10 protein-coding genes are annotated in these 17,809 nt (G+C 39.8%); 3 read left to right on the top strand and 7 right to left on the bottom strand.

The window, feature by feature from the left end; all coding sequences use genetic code 11:
• The first annotated feature begins 37 nt into the window (after positions 1–37).
• Positions 38–1,642, top strand: a complete 1,605-nt coding sequence (locus tag IQ244_RS10705) for an ArnT family glycosyltransferase (RefSeq protein WP_193893367.1) — start codon at positions 38–40, stop codon at positions 1,640–1,642.
• 205 nt (positions 1,643–1,847) lie between these two features.
• Positions 1,848–2,465 (top strand): hypothetical protein, encoded by a 618-nt coding sequence (locus IQ244_RS10700; RefSeq protein WP_193893365.1) that lies wholly within the window; start codon positions 1,848–1,850, stop codon positions 2,463–2,465.
• Between the two features lie 69 nt (positions 2,466–2,534).
• Here the strand turns inward: IQ244_RS10700 and IQ244_RS10695 are convergent, their stop codons facing one another.
• Positions 2,535–2,939, bottom strand: a complete 405-nt coding sequence (locus IQ244_RS10695) for a four-helix bundle copper-binding protein (RefSeq protein WP_193893364.1) — start codon at positions 2,937–2,939, stop codon at positions 2,535–2,537.
• 608 nt (positions 2,940–3,547) lie between these two features.
• Positions 3,548–5,191 (bottom strand): B12-binding domain-containing radical SAM protein, encoded by a 1,644-nt coding sequence (locus IQ244_RS10690; protein ID WP_193893362.1) that lies wholly within the window; start codon positions 5,189–5,191, stop codon positions 3,548–3,550.
• A gap of 708 nt (positions 5,192–5,899) precedes the next feature.
• Here IQ244_RS10690 and IQ244_RS10685 point away from each other — a divergent pair.
• The gene (locus IQ244_RS10685; RefSeq protein ID WP_193893360.1) at positions 5,900–8,101 is read left to right on the top strand and encodes a transglycosylase SLT domain-containing protein; all 2,202 of its coding nucleotides are present in this window, start codon (positions 5,900–5,902) and stop codon (positions 8,099–8,101) included.
• A gap of 107 nt (positions 8,102–8,208) precedes the next feature.
• Here the strand turns inward: IQ244_RS10685 and IQ244_RS10680 are convergent, their stop codons facing one another.
• The 5 genes from IQ244_RS10680 to IQ244_RS10660 form a co-directional block, all read right to left on the bottom strand.
• Positions 8,209–8,829: a PEP-CTERM sorting domain-containing protein gene (locus IQ244_RS10680; RefSeq protein WP_193893358.1), complete on the bottom strand. Its 621-nt coding sequence runs from the start codon at positions 8,827–8,829 to the stop codon at positions 8,209–8,211.
• Positions 8,830–9,021: 192 nt separating this feature from the next.
• Positions 9,022–14,097, bottom strand: coding sequence for an eIF2A-related protein (locus IQ244_RS10675; RefSeq protein ID WP_193893356.1), 5,076 nt, complete (start codon positions 14,095–14,097; stop codon positions 9,022–9,024).
• Positions 14,070–15,404, bottom strand: a complete 1,335-nt coding sequence (locus tag IQ244_RS10670) for a P-loop NTPase fold protein (protein WP_193893354.1) — start codon at positions 15,402–15,404, stop codon at positions 14,070–14,072. The genes IQ244_RS10675 and IQ244_RS10670 overlap by 28 nt, the downstream gene beginning before the upstream one ends.
• Before the next feature lie 495 nt (positions 15,405–15,899).
• Positions 15,900–17,039: a tetratricopeptide repeat protein gene (locus IQ244_RS10665; protein WP_193893351.1), complete on the bottom strand. Its 1,140-nt coding sequence runs from the start codon at positions 17,037–17,039 to the stop codon at positions 15,900–15,902.
• A 90-nt stretch (positions 17,040–17,129) separates the two neighbouring features.
• On the bottom strand, positions 17,130–17,768 hold the full coding sequence (locus tag IQ244_RS10660; RefSeq protein WP_193893349.1) for a sigma-70 family RNA polymerase sigma factor: 639 nt from the start codon (positions 17,766–17,768) through the stop codon (positions 17,130–17,132).
• Positions 17,769–17,809: the final 41 nt, after the last annotated feature.

Raw genomic sequence — 17,809 nt, 5'->3', positions numbered from 1 at the left:
GCACTCAACTGAACCAAGCAAGAAAATTTTTAATTACATGTTATATAAATCACCTTTGTTGCAATCTATTTGGCGACAATTTCGCTTATCAGCCGTATTTCCTTATATCAGCTTGTTAATTTGGCTACTGCCTTTATTACTATTTACCTCTGGGCAAAATAGCCTGATGGCGCATGATGAAGGGCTGTATGCTTGGCGGGCGAGGCGGATGTTTGATTCTGGTGACTGGATAGCCCCGTGGGGGACTGTGCATCATAAAACCCCTGGTTTTTATTGGCTGATTGCCAGTGCTTATACACTATTTGGGATGAGTGAAGTTAGTACAAGAATTCCTAGTGCGATCGCTGGAATATTCTGCTTATTTTTAATATATGAAATTGGAAAAATTATCCTCAATCAAAAATTAGCTTGGTTAGCTGCTGCAATTTTAAGTGTAGAGTTTCTTTGGTTGCAATATTGCCGTTTAGGCACACCTGATGTGCCGATGTTTTTTTTAGTTTTACTCGCAATTTTTGCTTTACTTAAAGCTGAATCACAACCAAAATATGTTAATTTTTGGCAATTTATAGCAGGTTTATGTTTAGGGTTAGGCTTCTTAGTCAGAAGCTTTATGATTTTTTTGCCAACGATGGCATTATTGCCTTATCTTATTGGTGAACATCGCCGCCACCGTCATCTTAGTAGCCCCATTTTATATTTAGGTTTAATATTAGGTTTTATCCCAACTTTGATTTGGCTATGGTTGAGTTGGCAGCGTTATGGGAGTAATAGTTTAGAAGCCTTATTGCAGTTTGTTTTTCAACTCGGTTCTGAAGAAAGAGAAGGAAACGGCATCATATTTTATTTCTGGAATGTGCCTTTAAAAGCATTCCCTTGGACATTTTTTAGTCTTTTAGGTTTGGTTGTAGTCTTCCGTCGTCCAATCCCTAATTATCATTTATTATTAGTTGGCTTTCCGATAGCTTTATTTACAGAATTAACTATTTTCTCAACCCGTTTATCGCACTATAGTCTTAGTCTTTATCCCTTTATTGCTTTGTTAGCAGCTTTGGGTTTAGATTGGTTAGGCAAAGCTTACGAGAAAACACAACCACCCAGAAACCTTCCTCGTAACTTGAGTTATGGCTTTGGCGGATTAGGTATTTTACTTTTGTTAGCTGGGATATACATTTTCATTTGGGGTAATGCAGATATCCACAAATATACAGCCTTTGGCTTAATCGTTGGGTTGGGTTGGTTAATTTTACCTATAGTGTGGATTTGTCGCCACCACTTTGGGTACAAATTTCTCACAGCACGTTATTGGTTAGCTGGTTGGCTGATTCCCTGTTGGTTAGGTTTAGCTGTGGCTGGTAGTTTGGGATTAATTGGTGATTATAATCCAGCATTTAGAAAATTTTTTCAAGAACCTGCGATCGCCTCAATTTTGCAAAGTCAGCCAATTTACTTTGTCAAGCTTGATGGTAAAAATGCTGTTCTCTTAAATTTCTACACACCTATTCATGGAAACAGGCTAGATACAATTTCTCAACTACCAGCTTCTAGCTACGCTTGGATATATTTAAAAACTTCACCTGAATTATCTCGTCCTCATCGCATTGTTGGGACAGTGCAAGGCTATCAGTTAATTCAAGTTTTTTGAAAAAGGATTCAGGAATCAAAATCAAGACATTAAATAAAATATTGATAATTTTTCAACATTTAATTACTTTTGTTTATGGAATTGAAAAAAAAGAGTATTTGATTTTACTCAATAAAATGAATATTTTGAAGGTGTGCTGTTGTTGCTCACATTAAAAGCAAATTTTTAGAGAAAAAGCAGAATGCTTTTAAAAAGGAGGAAGTTAATGAAATCTTGGAAAATGATACTGTTTGTTGTGTTATTGTTATTTAATTTTGCAGTAGCACAACCTTCTTGGGCAGATAAAATGTCTAAAATTAGCCCAGATTATCCGCTAGTTGTGCAGAATCTGAATAGTCTGTTAATGGCGAGAAATAACCCTGAACAAGCTGGTTATACCCCAGAAGAACTACAGCAAAAAATTGCCGCGCTACAATTACAAAAACAAACTCTAGAAACTTCTGAAGATTGGGCTAGTTGTCGGAATGAAACAGGAAAGCCACTAGCTATTTATAGTCGTAAACCTGAAGACGCAATTCCTAACAGTCTCTACTATTTAGGAAATAGACAAACTACCGATGAAGATTGGGATTGTGATGCTGTCTATTTACCGAATGATGCTCAAGTAGCAGGTTTAAATTTAACAGCGGGAGAACCAGCTATTTTGAAACTGGTGGATGGCGCACGACTTGTTGCGAGAATTAATCCCACTACGCAACAAATACAATTTGATGTTCCGCCTGCATTAGTCGAAGTTCTCAAGTCTGAACAAGTAACTTGGCCAGTTCCTAATTTAACTCAAGCAGATATTGATATCCAAACGCCTAATGCTCCCAATGATTGAAGTTAACTAAAAAAGCGGCGATATTAGTCATAATATCGCCGCTTTTTTATGAGGTTGTGTTTTGTAAAATTAGCGAGATAAAAGTGCATCTTCTGTAACTAAACTGGCTCTGCGGAAATAAGAAGCAGAATTAAGCGCCATTGCTTTGCAGTGTTCGGCACATTTACGGCAAATAGCTGCACAATATCTCATTGTGGCATCGTTACTCATCTGCTCACAAGCCATTGCTGTGCGATCGCACATTTCCGCACACAAGCTACAAGCATTACCCATAAACTCAGAACCGTCGTTCATCATATTGACGCACATCATACACATTTCGGCACAGTCACGCATCATGGACATCATGGCCATATCCAGATGTTGACCTCCATGATTTTTGCTGTATTTGAGGGTATCAATACAAATAGTGTGACATTCGATGCAGGTTTCTTTAGTAGTTTCTACTGCGGTAAGTATAGAGTCAGTCATCATAAGAATAATTTCCTAAAAACTTAAATGCTGTGAGATAGCGCTTAATTAGCAAGGTAAAGGTTTACTTTGGGAAATTCAATAGTTTACTAAATTCCTAGAACTCGAAGATCACTAAATCTATGAACTTGCTGTAAATTTCCCTATATTGAGAGATTTGTGCAGAAGCGAATTAGCCAAAATCCTGATTAATTAAGGCGGGAAAATATTTTATTTTTTGTCAGGCATGAATTATGAGAACTAATCTCCCCTATTGAGGTGGGAGATTCACGGTTGTTTTATCGGTATATATCATCCTCGTCACACGATATTAGTCGCCTGAACACACTCATATTCTACCAATAGCCAAATACGTATAATCTTTATCTAGTAAAGGTTTTAGCTATTTATATCAGCAAGATAATGTGGCAAAAAAATATGCAATGAGTACATTTACTCGAATTTTCTAGATGTCAAATTTTCCTGACTTTATTGCGAAATGTTGCGTTTATGATTCTCAGCTTGAGTGAATTCTTTGCCATTACAGTCAGGTGGGCAATGGGTTTAATTTGTTTCTTGCCTGATTTTGATGTTATTGACATTGCCCACCCTAAAATTATTTGGGTGTGAGCCTAAGAACGAATTTTTTGGGAATAAAAGGAAGCTGATTCTTCGTTTGTGGCACAGTCTTGAGCAAACTTAATTAGATGATGTCCCACTAATCCCACATGAATTAAGTTCTCAATATTTCCTGATTTCAGCGCTGGTTTAGCCATTTGCCAAAAAACTTGACGATAGTTACCCAAAACACCAACACGCAGCAAAATATTAGTTAAATAAGTTAAGCCTTTGCGAATATTTGCCCAAGAAGTTCGTGCAGGGCTGTTAGGTACAACAATGCGGTTGGGGTAAGTGTGTTCCATATTGTAGGCAAACCGCTGATATAAAAATTCTGGCTGATATGCTGCGGTGATACAACGTCGCCACATTTCGACAACTTGCTGATATGGCAGCAAAAACTCCACATTTGATTCCCGATTTTCATCAAAGACGAGCCTTCCTTCTGCTTCTAATCTCCGCCATAAGGGAGTTCTTGGTAGTGCATGAAGCAGGTTGATTGTCAACATAGGAATTTGCGACAGCTGAATAAATTCCAAAATTCGGTCTGCGGTTTCTGGTGTATCTGTATCTAAGCCGATGATGATGCCTGAGACAACTTCCATACCATAGCTATTTAAAACCTTAATAGCTTCTAAGATGGGCATACTGAGATTTTGGTCTTTAGAAATAGAGTGCAGCGCCTCTGGATCTGGTGTTTCAATGCCACAAAATACCGTACAAAAGTAAGCTTCGCGCATCATCGCCAGTAATTTTGGACTTTGCGCGAGGTTGAGAGTGGCTTCACAAGCAAATTGAATCGGATAACCATTGCGCTTTTGCCAGTCAATCAAGTGAGGTAACAACTGCATCGCGGCGCGGCGATCGCCAACAAAGTTATCATCAACAAAATACACTGCGCCTAAATTCCCCGATTGACGCATCGCATCAAGTTCCGCCAAAACTTGTTCTGGGGTTTTCATCCGTGGATTTCTGCCATAGAGTTCAGGAATATCACAAAACTCACAGCGATAAGGACAACCGCTAGAAAACTGGACATTAGCCAGAAAATAATGATTGAGATTCAGCAAATGATAAGCCGGAGTGGGGAACTCAGTCAGCGGTAAACGTTCTTGGGTGACAAAGCGAATTTGTTCTGCCGGACGTGTATGATTTTGGTCAAGATACTCGATCATGCGATCGCTGGCATCTCCCAATTCACCCAAATGTAAAATATCAAAGTCAGGATAATATTCTGGACAACCAGACACCGAAGGGCCGCCCAAAACTGTAATTTTGCCTTCGCAGTGAGCCAGTTGATTAATTTGATGAATCTGCGGTTTTTGGATGTGCATCCCACTCACAATCACCACATCTGCCCATTGATAATCAGCTTTTTTGGCTGGGTGTAAATTTTCATCAATAAAGCGTACTTCCCATTCTTGGGGTAAATAGGCAGCCACAATTAAAATTCCTTGGGGTGGCATAAAAGCCCGAACATTCCCCATCAATGGATAAGCATGATGAAACGTGCCAAAAGAACGACTGTACTTGGGGAAGATGCAGAGAATTCGTCGATGATGTATTGGAAGATAGCGAGCTTTTTTAGTAATAGGAGCGGTTGTCAAATCAGTCGCCACAGAGATTTGATGATCAAAAGGCTTTAGTTGCACCGTCATTGCTAATTTCTCCCCCGAAAAATGAGCAGCTAATTTGAAGATTTATTGGCAAAGTTAGCTGTGATTTTCCATAGATTACAGTGATGTTTGAGAAATTGGTAACTGTCTAGATATATACCTTTTTCTAGAAGCGATGCATGATTGAGTATGTTACAAGCCTGACTTATCAAGGTATGGAGAAAAATTAGGCTTTGATGATTAACTTAATATTCTTACTAATGAGGGAATGAAAATTTACCTGTTTAAGACTTCTGATAGATGTATAAAGAGTAATGCTAATAATGTAATTTGATAAATGAATAACTTGTAAAAACAGGGAAAAGTAAACACTTCGATATATTAGGAATCATATTTGATTTGGAGAAAAAATTCAGTACACCTGTGTTACTCCTTTTTCTGTTCCCTGTTCCCTGCCTTAACGAATAATTTTTACAACTCCTGCAAGGATCGCTATAGTGTTCGAGGGGAATTATCCGCGATCGCAATTTGGAAAACTCCAGTTACAATTGGAGGGTTTGGCTAATAAATCACCGATAATGTTTGCTCAAAACCTGACGCTATATCGGTTATAGCTGAATAAATAAACTGGATCTATTATGGAAACTCCTTATGTAAAATTAGAAAGTCGCAAAAATTAAAAATTGCTAACACTTCTGGCTAACAGTGCTAGAGTTTCAAAAATTCATCAAAAATTTTCAGCGGGTATCAATGCTGAAGCAACTTAAAAAAAACCAGGTTCCTTTAATTATTGGCGCGGCAGTGTTTGCCTTTTCAGCTGGGGCAATGGTGTCCGCACCTGAGATTGGCAAAACATTGGGTCAATGGCTCAAAATAGGTAAAAATCAGCCAGAACAGCTATCAGAAGCGAATAAAGTCAAATCTGCTGTATTTCCACTGATAGGGCAATCTCCAGTGGAAAGAGCCGCAAAATTAGAAGCGATCGCCAAAGGATTTGCTTCAGCAGATCGCAATCGCGCCCGTTATCTTTTAGCCAGTGATTTAATTGAAACTAGAGATGCCCAACAAGCCCTAGATTTGCTCACGGGATTGGAAAAAGATTATCCTGTTTTAGCGCCCTACATATTACTGAAACAAGCCCAAGCTCAGGATATTTTAGGCGAACAAGGCAAAGCTTCCGATCTGCGACAAAAAGTCCTGAAATCTTACCCCAAAGCAGCAGGGGCAGCAAAAGCACTATATTTAATTGGTCAGCCAGAAACTCAAGATACGGCAATTGACCAATTTCCTTCTCATCCCCTCACCTGGGAAATTATTCGCCAGCGGTTGCAGAAAAAACCCAATCAGCCCCAGTTAAAATTAATCTTGGCGAAATATGCTTACAATCAACCAGGAATAGTTGGGATATTAGATCAGCTGGTAAAACAGCCAAATCTCAAAGCCGCAGATTGGGAAATAATTGGCGCAGCTTATTGGGAAAATACCCAATTTCGCAAAGCTGCGATCGCCTATACTAAAGCACCAAAAACGCCCGAAAATCTTTACCGCATAGGACGGGGGTTACAAGTAGGCGGTCAAAGTCAAGACCGAGAAAAAGCGATCGCTACATACAAACAACTAGTACAACAATTCCCCGACGCTCAAGAAACGGGAACTGCATTATTGCGTTTAGCAGATACAGCCAAAACCCGCAAAGATGCCATACCATATCTCAACCAAGTTATAGAGCAATTCCCAGAACAAGCACCCACAGCCCTAGCTACCAAAGCCAAAATTCTTCCAGGTCTGAACGATCAAAAATCGGCGCAACAAGCTTGGGATTTACTTCTGGGCAAGTATGGTAACTCCGATGAAGCCGCAGAATATCGCTGGAAAATAGCCCTAGATAAAGCCAAAGCCAGAGATTACGTCACCGCTTGGGAATGGGCGCAACCAATTACCACAAATAACCCTAACAGCATTTTGGCTCCCAGAGCCGGGTTTTGGGTAGGTAAATGGGCAATTAAACTAGGTAAGCAACAAGAAGCCAAAGCAGCGTTTGAGTACGTAATTAGCCAGTTTCCTCAGTCTTATTATGCTTGGCGATCGGCTAATATTCTGGGGTTGAATGTTGGCAACTTTAACAATGTGCGTCAACTTACTCCTGAAGTTGTTCCCCACCTGCGTCCAGTTCCCACGGCTGGTTCAGACACCTTCAAAGAATTGTATTTATTAGGACAAGACCGTGATGCTTGGTTACAATGGGAAACCGAATTTCTCAATAAAAAGCAGCCCACAGTTGCCGAACAATTCACTGAAGGCTTGATGCGTCTAGCGAGGGGAGAAAATCTTTCGGGAATAGATATTATTTCTAAATTAGAAGATAGAGAAACACCCGCAGAACAAGCGCAATATCAAGCCTTAAGTCAACAAATCATTTACTGGCAAGCACGTTATCCATTTCCCTATCTCAAAGAAATTGAAAAATGGTCTGCCGAACAGAAACTTAATCCTTTACTAGTTACTGCTTTAATCCGTCAAGAATCGCGGTTTGAGGCTAAGATTAAATCCATTGCTGGCGCTACAGGGTTAATGCAGGTACTACCCAGTACAGGGAAATGGATAGCCTCAAAAAATAATTTGGATGGCAACAAACTTGATTTAACCATTCCCAGCGACAACATTCTATTGGGTACATTGTATTTGGATTATACCCATCAGCAGTATGGTAATAATTCATTGCTGGCGATCGCTAGTTATAATGCTGGCCCTGGTAATGTTTCTAAATGGCTACAAACTCTTCCTAAAGAAGATCCTGATGAATTTGTTGAAGAAATTCCCTTTGATGAAACCAAAAATTATGTGCGTCAAGTTTTTGGTAATTATTGGAATTATCTGCGACTGTACAACCCCGAAATTTCTGGTGTAGTGGCAAAATACTCAAAGGAACACCCAAAATTGCCCACCCAGTGATTTTTCAAACAATTACCGAAAAAGCCCCAAAGTTATCTCAAACTTTTTCGGTAAATTCCAGAGTTTTATCAAGCTTCGGCAAAAGGTGATTTTTGCTGTTAATTCTGCTACTGACAGACAAATTTTCTTTTGATCGCAATACCAAAGCCAGCCGCAGTTAAGCTACCCAGAATAGTTAGAGGTTCAGGCACAGATGATCCTGTTGATGGCGTAAAGTTGGCGTAAGTTACTTCGGTAAAGTATAAGGTTGAAGCATTGACTCGCTTGCTTCTACTTAAACCAATATCATTATCATTAATTAATCCACGCCACCAGCCCACTCCAATACCACCACTAAAAACAAAGGGGATGTTCCATTGATGAGATAAATTTCCCTCAACATCTTCTATACTCGAAAATCCATGATCTGATAAGTCATACAAATTAATTAAGCTTTGCCAAAGAATTGTATTAGCCCTTCGCGCATCATTAGCATTTGTATAAAAAGTTGTAATTCCCCGATTTGTGAGCGATAAATCTTCAAATGTTCCAGTGATAAAATTCACATCATACTTTTTGTTGAAAATTTCCAACCGTTTGATAGCCTTTAAAGAATTTTTTTCTTCATTAAGAATAAATGTTGGCCCATTTTTGTCAGGAGTAATGCTAAAAGCTTCAGCCTTAGTTATGAAACCACTGCTAACAAGTACAAATGAGGCGGTTGCAACAGCGAGAAATTTTTGGCTCATATAGAGGGTCAATCTTTTTGAAGTTTATTTGCTGTATCTTATTTGAGATACATTTCTTGTATCGTGTTTTGTTGTCGATTAGCAATATTTACGTAAAATTTTTATAAAAAATATAATGGGGAATCCCAAGTGATCATTGATTTTAGATAAATTTGTGTGAAATTTTCCGTACTTTAGCTGGAGAATATGTGATTACCTTAAACATAAAGCGCGATCGCTCTGACTAATTTTCGGATTAGTCTGGAAATAATCATGTAGTAAATTACAACCCCGTGTAAGTAAATTCTCTAATTTTATATCTGCTAACGGCCGAAAAATTACCATTCCTTTACCACTACCTGCGGCCAAAGTTTTACCATCCGGGCTAAAAGTCACACTAGTTAATTCATCCTTATCGCCTTTCAGGGCAATCAGTAATACGCCATCGCGGTTCCATAACTTGAGTTTATCTTCGCTGGCTGCTACTAGAGTTTTGCCATCAGGACTAAAACTCACACTAATGAAACTATCCCCATCTCCAGAAATATCATTGAGTAATTGACCGTCTCGGCTCCAAATTTTCACTGTACTATCAATACTGGCAGAAGCTAAAGTTTGACCATCCGTTGACCAAGCCACACCATTCACCGGACGGTTGTGACGGTCTAAGGTTTTTTGTGGTTTCCCATCCCGACTCCAAATCATCACTGTTTTATCGTCGCTGGCTGAGGCTAATAATTGACCATCAGGACTAAAATCCACCCAATTCACCGCGTCTCGATGTCCTCTTAAGGTGTGGAGAAGTTTCCCATCTCGACTCCAAAGCTTGACTGTTGCATCCTTACTAGCCGAGGCGATAATTTGACCATCACGAGACCACGCTACACTCAAGACTGTATCTCGATGACCAGTGAAAGTATGCAGTAACTTGCCATCACGTTGCCAAATTTTGACAGTTGCATCTTTACTGGCTGAGGCAATATTTTCACCATCTGGCGACCAAGCTACACCCCAAACTTGACCTTGATGACCTTTTAAGGTGCGTAAAAGTTGCCCTTTGCTATTCAAGAGTTTGACAGTGGAATCTCTACTGGCTGCGGCGATGGTGCGGCTATCAGGGCTAAAACTGATACTAGTAATCCAGTCGGCTTGGTCTGTCTTGAGGTTACGTAGCAGTAAATCATCCCAACGCCACAGTTTCACAGTTTTGTCACGACCTGCGGAAATTAAAGTCCGACCATCAGAACTAAAACTTACACTATTGACCCAATTATTATGCCCTCGCAGAGTTCCCAAGAGTAAACCTTGCAAACTCCATAACTTCACGGTTTCATCGATACTAGCTGAGGCAATTGTATTGTTATCAGGGCTGAAACTGACGCTGGTGATTCCGGCTGTATGTCCAGAGAAAGTTTTGATTAGTTTACCTTGGAGAGTCCACAGTTTAATTGTCTGGTCTAAGCTGCCAGAAACAATAGTTTTACCATCACCAGACCAAGCTATACTCTTAACTGCATCATCATGGGCTTGCCAACTTAGCAGTAATTGACCTTCTCGACTCCATAACTTAATGCTGTCATCCGCACTAGCAGAAGCAATAGTTTTACTGTCTGGCGACCAAGCTACGTCTAATACTGAACTTCGATGTCCGTTTAAAGTGTGGAGTAATTTGCCGTTACGACTCCACAATTTTACGGTGTTGTCGGTACTGGCTGAGGCAATAATTTGTCCATCGGGACTAAAACTCACACGATTAATTACAGCCGTATGACCTTTGAGGATGTTAAGTGGTTTACCGTCCCGACTCCATAATCTCACTGTCATATCTTGACTGCCAGAGGCAATTGTCTGACCATCGGGACTAAAGCTGACACTATTAACTATATCCTGATGTCCCCAGAGGGCTTTGAGCAAAGTCCCATCGGCACGCCAGAGTTTAATTGTATTATCGGCGCTGCCGGAAATAATTAAAGCGCGATCGCGGCTAAATACTGCACTATTGACACCACCTGTATGATTCTCTAGACGGTTAAACTCCCTAACGCCGGAAACTGCTTGATACAGCGCCGTCTGCACTTGCTGTCTGGTTGAAGGGTCTACCCAAAGTGCTTGTTGTAATTTTCTCCCGGCTTTTATCCCTTCTTTTAAAGCATCTATGCCTTTTTGGGAAGCAAACAAAGCTTCACTCGAAACACTCAGGGTTTTAATTTCACTGTCTAAAACGGTGATAATAGAAACTGATAAGCCAAAGATAGCTAAAAAAGCGACAGACAAGGCCACTTTTAAAGAACGATTTAATCGCGCTTCATTAAGTTGTTGCTTTTCTTGAGTTTCTGCTAGTTGTGCTGTTAATTCTTTTTCTTTCAGCACAGATCTTAATTGCTCAATTTCTAATTGACTTAATTCTTCCCGCTTGCGTAATTCTCGCAGTTCTGTAACTAAATCCAACCCTTGTGGGGGTTGAAATTCTGTAAATCTAGCTTGTTGCTTTTTTTGCCGGAGTTCGCTTTTCAGGCGTTCAATTTCTGATTCACTTTGATCAACTTTGCGGCGTAACTGATCAAGTTTGACTTGTAAACTAGATTCTTGTTCTTGCAAGTAGCGAATCAAGTCTACCAAATAATCATGAATTAATTGATAGCGTTCTGGCACATCGGGAAATAACACGACTAAACCAGAACTGACTAAAATATTTAAGACTAATTCTAATTTACCTGCATCTTCTAATTCGGCAATTTCTGTAGCTAATTCCGCACGAGTTTTAAAAGGTCTTTGATTAGTTTCATCGGTGAGTAAATATAAAACTAGTAACGCGGCTCTTTCATTTTCAGGGCCACAGTCTTTAATTAATTCTTTAATATAACGCTCAATCAGTTTGTTTGGTCGATATGGTTGATATTGGGCTAAAGTATTAATTCTCTCATCTTGGAGTTGTGCGCCAACAACTTGCAATTCAATTGGTCTAACTTCGCCCAGGTCTGCTGATAAATCTTCTACCAAAGCATCTATTAAAGCTGGTTCTAAGCTCATTTGTGATCGCTCGGTTAACTTTTGAATAATCACTTTGGTATATTCGGGAGAAAAATTATTTAATTGATAACGAATATTTTTATCGAGGATATTATAATCAATTGCTTCTAATGCTGAGAGATTTTTAAATTCCAGCAACCGATGTAAATAATCTTCTCGTAAAGAGAAGACTATTTTTACAAAGGAAATATTTAAACAATCTCTCAAGAATCGATCAAAATTTTGCCTTTGTACTAGTTGATTACAAGTAAAGAAAAATTCTTCAAATTGGTCGAAGATTAAAACTGTAATGAAATGATTATTGGCATTTGCGGTTAATTTTGCCAAAATATCGGCGATAGTTGTGGGGATATTGCTGTCAGATGCGCCTACTTCTAAGGTTTCCTCGCCGTTAACTTGAGACATCGCCGTCGCTAAAGCCTTACCAAATTCTCGCACCCAATCTGTGTAAACTTGCATAACTACAGGCACGGCAATTTGATCGCCTACGGTACGATTTTGTAAGGCTGGGACAAGTCCGGCGCTGACGGTGGAACTTTTACCTACGCCTGATTGACCGTGAATTACCATCAGCTTTTGGTCAGCACGGCTAATTTTGCCAATTAAGTTATTAATATCCCCTTCTCGACCGGAAGCAGCAATTTCTAAGGCGACGCTGCTAGTCCCAGAAGGAGACATTAAGGCGGGGTTAGTGGCTTGTCTTTGGGGTTGTAAGCGTCCCGCCCCAATAAAAGCCCGAAAGCCGTATTGTTGCTCAACGGAACGCCGTTTTTGTCTGATAGTGTAGGCTTCGAGATATCGCCCCGCAGCAAAATAAAGCGATCGCAATGTCCGCAATAAGCGAATATAACGATGGGCATTATATTGATGGGCGCTATTTTCTAAAGCATTGGGTAGTTCTTGCGCGGCTTTATCTAAATATTCGTTGGCAATTTTATCATCGCCTAAACTTTGCTGTGCTTCCGCTAAAATTAAATAATAAATCTGCGCCAGTAATAACGGAAATAAATATTGATGGGAAGCGCTATATCTTTGGGCTTCTCCTAATTTTAATAAAGAAACATGGGCTAAAATACTTGCTTGCATCCACCGCGACTGCTGCAAAGCAACCTGTGCTAAAAAACCATAGTCACAAGCAAGTTGAATTTGACTTCCATAAATTTGATGCAGTTCTAAAGACTTTTGCGCTACAGTTTGTAACTCTGACCACTCTTGCAAATGTTCTAAAACTTCAGCCAACTGACTAATAAATTCGGCAACTATATCGGGACGTTGCGCTAACTGCAAAACATTACATGATTGCTGTAAATAAGCTTTAGATTCATCCCAACAACGACGATTTTCAATTTGATTTTGTTCGGCGAGGCGAGAATAACATAACCCTAAATAATAAAGTAATACGCCTTGACGGACTAAAGGCGAAGTATGGTTACTAAGGATATCTAATTCGGTGTTCCAAGTATTAGGAATGTTTTGGTGAGAATTTTCTGCATTGTTTTCTAGAGCTAATTGTTGCCAAACCCTTAAGCTTTGCTGAAAATGAGTTAAGGCTCGCCCAATGCGATCGCTAAAATAATTATCTAAACCAAAAACAAATTCTAAACTGGCGTATAGTTCTGGTTCTAAGGTAATTCCTCGCTGGCGCAACTCTTGAATAGCAAAGTGGAGTTCATCGTTATGTTCCCAGATTTGCTCTAAGGTTGAGTAGGTACCTTGATTATCTTGATGCTGTGTCGGTAAAACTGTCGCAAATAAAGAGTCTGTTTCCTGACGCAAAAACTCTTGTAATTGAGTTGTGGTCATTTCAAAACGAATTGGTGTCGCCGCCCAACTCGCAAAATCTGGGGCTAAACGCACTACTTTTTGCAAGATTTCATCATTCACCCAAAAAATCATCGGAAATGAATGACGTTTAGGAAATTCATCACGGATTTGATTAATCGAACTCAGTAAATCATCAATCCGTTCTACTGACTCTAAACCCAAGATATTCAATACAGATGGTTGCTGTTCATCACTCCGCAGTTGAACATGAATGGTGCTGTAAAGACTTCGCGCATTGTGGGGTAAAACGAGTTTCTTGATGGAACCTGGTGAAAGAATTTCTAATTGTTGGAGTATTTGCTCTTGCAAAACACGATAATTGCAACACACCAAAACTACCGAGAATTGTCCTCGTGACAGAGAAATTGCTCTGCTTAAACTCCGCAACGCCCGTTGGTTAGCAGATTTTATGTCTGCTTGTGTATGTTCAACCATGTGGTAAATTTTTGCGTCTCTGCTATGACTGGGTTGACAGCAAACCAAGCACCTCGATGATCACGATATTCAAAGACAAACAAGCTACGTAAGAGGGTGTGATAAGCAATATCCCCACCAACTCGTTGCTGTTCTACCACCTGAAAAATTAGTTCCCACTCATGAGGATCAATGGCGTGGGCGCGGTAGTCTCTCTGGCGTTGAATCACCAGTTCTACGCAGTCGCGCTCAAAGGGTGGATCTTGTTCTCTCAAACAGTCGAACAATAGCCCTAGTAAGTCCCGTACATGACCACCGCTAATTAAGCACAATCGATCTAATGTTTCCAGGTTATCAAATACCTCTGTAGTTAAGCCTAACCGATCGCCCGGTGGGATGTCAGGAAAGGCTCTAGCTAACACCATTTGTCGCATGAGTGTTAACCCTTGGTTAAATATTTCTCCAGAACGCAGGCGCACAGGGATCATAGGTAAAACTTTGGGCGCAACCCCACCACCCAAACGATGCTGAAGTTCGGCGCTATCGTTGGAGAAAATTAAAGATAAAGGAATTGTGTAAACTAAGTGACAGGCGAGTTTACGTAATTGTTCGCCACGTTCAATAAATAAGTATTCTGGCAGCGATCGCCCTGATGGTAAAGGCCGAATCGCCACCCGATCTAAATTATCAACAATTACTACTAGACCTTTTTTACCTTGATTTTTTAGTTCGTTATTGGCGCGTTCTAGGAGTTCTTTATTGATGGACTGCAAAATATTTTGGGTACGCGGTTCCAGATAATCTCTTAACCGTCGCCGCAGTTGGGGACTTTCTTTAGTTTTGGCGGTGATTTTCGCTATCCCCACAGATAATTCTGCTTCTACACCCAAGTCAATTGGTGTTTGGAGAAAATCAACAATTTCTGTAAATAATTTTGTGAAGTAACTCGGCTTGAGGCGGATTTTTCTCGCTTCGAGACTTTCACTCACTTGTCCCGCGATCGCTAGTAAAATATCCGTGATGTCTACGTCGGCCATTTCTAAGACATGGGTAGACTCAAAATAAACTACATGAAATTTTTGCTCTTCTAACTCAGCTTTTAAGCGCAACAATTCTGTAGATTTCCCACAACCTAGATGTCCGGTAAACAATTGACAAGTAGGAATATCCGGTGAAATGCGGGTAATTGTTCGCAGCAAAGCCTCAATAATTTTGCCCCCTCGCACCGCTGCAAAATCGATATAATAGCGGCGATCGCTTGCATCTCCCATCATGAGAGGCCGACTAGGATTACAAGCCTGATAAAATCTTTCTAAATCTAAAGGCATAACTAATCTTATTCACTTTGTAAACAATCAGGGATAGTGCAACCTGCTCAATAAATATATTTCTTTTGGTTAATTGAAGTATTTATACAATAAAAGTTACTGAGTATTCTTACTTTAATCAGTTAGTTTTGCTAAAAATTAATTTATTATATTTATTTTTTTATATCACACAGTAGTGCAATGACACAGCTAATTAGGGGCAATAATCAAAATTATCTCCGCCTTTATCTAGATTCATCTGCGGTTACATATAGGAATCCGACTTGATTATTGAAATTACTTGTGTAGGCAGGGAACAGGGAACAGGAAACAGGGAACAGGAAAAGAAATAACAGAGGTGTACTGAGTTTTTTCTCCAAATCAAATATGATTCCTATATTTATATTTTCTCTCAAATAAAAACATATCCCTGACTTCTTAAAGAAATCGAGGATATGTTTTTCTCATTCGCTGCATATTGATATCAAGGGTTAGAGATAACTCCGCTGATGAAAATCAACTTCGCTTTTTCTGCAACTTAGTTAATCTATCTTTTAATACTAGTTCTCGCTTGGTATCTTTTATCGTGTTGGCGATCGCAATTGCTCTTTCGTAAAAATTCTTGGCAGTAGAATAATTACCTAACTGCTCATAGAACTCAGCGTAAGATTCAAAAGTTTTCAATTGTTCTGGTAAATTTTGTAATTCTTGAGCGATAATTAAACGGTCTTGGAGTAGTTCAAAGGCGCGTTCATTGCGTCCGACAGAAGTATGTGCTTTAACTAAACCATCAATGGCGCGTAACTGAATGGTGCGATCGCCATTGATTTTCGCCAGCCGCATTGCTAACCCATAAGTACCGATAGTATCTGGATAATTCCCCGCAGCCAGATAAGCATCACCTAAATTATTGAGAGTATTTGCTTCCCCAATTGGATCATTTTTTTGGCGGCGATAAGTTAAAGCAGTTTCATAAAGTTTAATCGCTTTATTATAATCACCTAGTCTCGCTGATACTAAGCCTAAATTGCTTAAAGAAAGTCCTTGACCTTCGATATTGTTCACACCTTGAGCAATTGTCAATGCTTCTTGAACTGTACTACCTGCGGCGGCTGTTTCACCTCCTTGAAGGAGAATCGCCGCGATATTATTTAAGGCGAAAATCTGCGCTTGAAAATCTTTGGTATCTCGTGCGATCGCTAATCGTCGGCGTAATGCGTCTTCCCCTTCTTTAAACCGTTCCTCTTGAATATACGCCTTAGCTAATAACTCATAAGTTAAACCAGTAGATCTCACGTCACCAATTGAGTGATAAATATCTAAAGCTTGTAAGCAAGAGTTAATAGTTTTAGCTCCATTACCTGAGCGATATTGCTGTTCACCAACCCGCAACAAACTATCAGCTTCATCCCTTGCATATTGCGAACTCGAACTGCTTAATGGTCGATGAAGTTGTTGGGTAATATCACTCGCCTTGGCGGCGATGGGACTCAATAAAAAAGTAAAAAGTAAAAAGTAAAAACTAAAAAACTGGAATTTATCTACCCGTTGCCCGGTAGTGATACCCTTAAGAAGCCAAAAACCATAGCTTCTGGAATTAAAAGTGTTAGCGGAATCCAAAACAGTGTGCTTTGGGAATAAATGCCGTTGCTGCATAAAACTTACCCGTGAAATTTCGGCTTAAGGTATAAAGTTTCATTAAAAGTTTTATTGTGTGCGGCATAATTACCTTAAGTAACAGCGATATTACGTAGTTAATGATTGAACAAAATCTTCTCCCAAGTAGATAGCGCGGATATCAGCAGGTAATTTGTCCTCTAGCATACGATAGCCTTCTTGGAGAAAATTGGCTACTTCGGCAGGGGCAATTCTTTCGCCTTCCGCTTGCAGATAAGCAGCAATTCGCGTTTCACTCCAATGAAAAGTTTGCGCCATCAGCACCATTAAACGTAATATCGCTGGCAATTGGTCTAAAGCTTTTTCTACATAGCACCATAAAGGTGGGGAAGTAGCTTGGAGAGAATAATGAATGGCTTCTGTTGGCGGAAGTTCAATTTCGTTAATACAAAAAGCTGTAATGTTAATTAGCCAATTTTGTAAAGTTAAGCCTTCTTGTCCCGGCTGAGGGTTGTCTAAATCCAGCCCACCGAGTTCGTAATAAATATGTCGCCAAGTTAGGGCAAACAGATAATCTGCCTGGACAGGCGATCGCGCCGAATGTTGAATTAAGGTATAGACTATCGGGCTATAACGGCAAAAAATCACCGTAAAGTACTTGCCAGCCTCTGGATATCGTTGAAATAGACTCAGCAGTTCCTGGTCATTGTGATGAAACAGCGACTTAACTAGCGGGTGGTTAGTTTCGGGAAAATGAGGAATTTGCATAAGCCTTTTAGCTAAGAGTTGTTAAGATAATGTTTATAACA

The sequence above is a fragment of the Nostoc sp. LEGE 06077 genome (assembly GCF_015207705.1).
GTDB lineage: Bacteria > Cyanobacteriota > Cyanobacteriia > Cyanobacteriales > Nostocaceae > Nostoc_B.
The sequence above is the reverse complement of the archived record's forward strand: the minus strand, read 5'-3'. Positions and strand labels throughout refer to the sequence as shown.